Source organism: Tsukamurella pseudospumae, assembly GCF_001575205.1.
Taxonomy (GTDB): Bacteria; Actinomycetota; Actinomycetes; order Mycobacteriales; family Mycobacteriaceae; genus Tsukamurella; species Tsukamurella pseudospumae.
The window spans coordinates 1-1,713 of sequence record NZ_LSRE01000052.1; the positions used below are offsets into that span (position 1 = coordinate 1).

The window sequence follows — 1,713 nt, forward strand, 5'->3', positions numbered from 1 at the left end:
GCGGGGCACTAGCCTCGATCTTTCGTGAGGTGGTCGTCCCCTCCTGATCGGTTTCGGATTGGTGTCCTCGAGTGAGGGTTTCGTTCGTGGGCATGGTGATGCGGCCCGGTGTTGCGTCGGGTGGCGTCGGGTTCCACTGTCCCGTGGGGGTGTTTCGTGATCGGATTGTCAAGGAAGTCGTGTCGGTCATGTGGGTGCTCGCATCCGGTTCAGGCGCTGTAGGCCGGCGATCAGCAGGCCGGTGTCGGGGGCTGTCGCGGCGAGGTGCAGGCGGGTGCGGCGGGCGTGCCGGGCGATGGATCCGGCGATGCAGAAGAGTCGGTGGCGCAGTCGTTTGGGTTCCCACCGGCGGGCATCATGGCTGGTCAGGGCGAGCATTTGGGTCCAGGCTATGAGGTCGGCAGCCAGCGCGGCGATCGCGGTCCAGATCCGGTTCTTCGCGAACCGGTGCAGGGGGAGGTTCCGCAGGCCGGTGTCCTTCAATGCGCGGATGCGGTCCTCGCAGCGGGCGCGGCGCCGGTGCCGCAGCTCGAGGCGTTCGACCGGGCCGCGACTGTTGGTGACGAACGCGGTCAGCCGCAGTCCGTCCCGGTCGGTGAACGTCAGCTGCGCCCCGGGGTGCGGGCGTTCAGCACGCACGATCAGCCGCATCCCCGCAGGCCACGAGGTCAAGTCCACTATGTGTGTGAGCTCGGCGATCCAGGCCCCTTCCCGCAGTTCACCGCTGTCGTTATCGATCGCCGCGATCCACCCGGCGTCGGGGACCAGGTCGACGGCGGCTGCGAGCTTGTCGGTGAGAGCGAAGCCGATCGAGTAGGCCAGGTGCCGGCGAGTCAGATAGTCGAGGAACTCGTGGGTGCCGCCACCACCATCGGCACGGATCAGGACTTTGCGGCCGACCCGATACCGACCGCTGCCGGTCACCGCATCGGGGAGCTGCGCCAACGCCTGTTTGACGACGGTGATGTGGTCGGCGGCGGTGTTCGACCCGGCGTTCCCCGGCCGCAGCAGGACCGCCACCGGTTCCCCGGTCCCGGTCTGGCCGTGATCAACGAACGCCAGCAGTGGGTGAAACCCGAAGCCGCGTTTGAAGTTCGGCGCCGCCTGCTCCTTCTCACTGTGGGCGGTCACCAGTGAGGCATCGAGATCGACCGCGATCGGGTTCTCCGCACAGATCGCATGATCGGGACTGTCCTGGCCGGCGAGTTCCCACGCCCGGGCCCGGGCCTGCGCGGACGCCGCAGCGATCGCCGCCAACGCCGCGTCGACATCGCCTGCTAAGGCGGTGATCAGCCGCGACACCGTCGGATCGGAGGCGACCTGGCCCATCACCTGTGGTTGGGTGCGGAGCTGATCGAGGTCGGCCAGGCAGTCCCCGCCCGCCGCGATCGACACCGCCAGATCAAGCACCGTCTTCCCCGGATCGTGGATCGCGTTCGGCTTGCGCCACGGCATCAACGCACTGGTCAGAGCCGCGGTCAGACCGACCGTCTCGGCGGTACGAAGCAACAGCACTGTCCCGGCATGCGAGACGAGGTTCGTTCCGGCCGCGTCGACCGACACCTTCGGGTAGCAGGACGTAGACTGACTCACCAGAAAGGTGCTCCTTCGAGACTGGAAATAGGTTGGTGTGGTAACCCCTATTCTTCCAGCTCAGAGCACCTTTCTTCATGTCCGACACGACCTCACCCGCGAAAGGCCGAGGCTAGTACT

The 1,713-nt window shown here is 66.9% G+C and carries 1 protein-coding gene; it reads right to left on the reverse strand.

Annotated features, from left to right (window positions below; genetic code table 11):
• Positions 1-186: 186 nt before the first annotated feature.
• The gene (locus AXK61_RS24095) at positions 187-1,593 is read right to left on the reverse strand and encodes an IS1380 family transposase (RefSeq protein ID WP_068575357.1); all 1,407 of its coding nucleotides are present in this window, start codon (positions 1,591-1,593) and stop codon (positions 187-189) included.
• Positions 1,594-1,713: the final 120 nt, after the last annotated feature.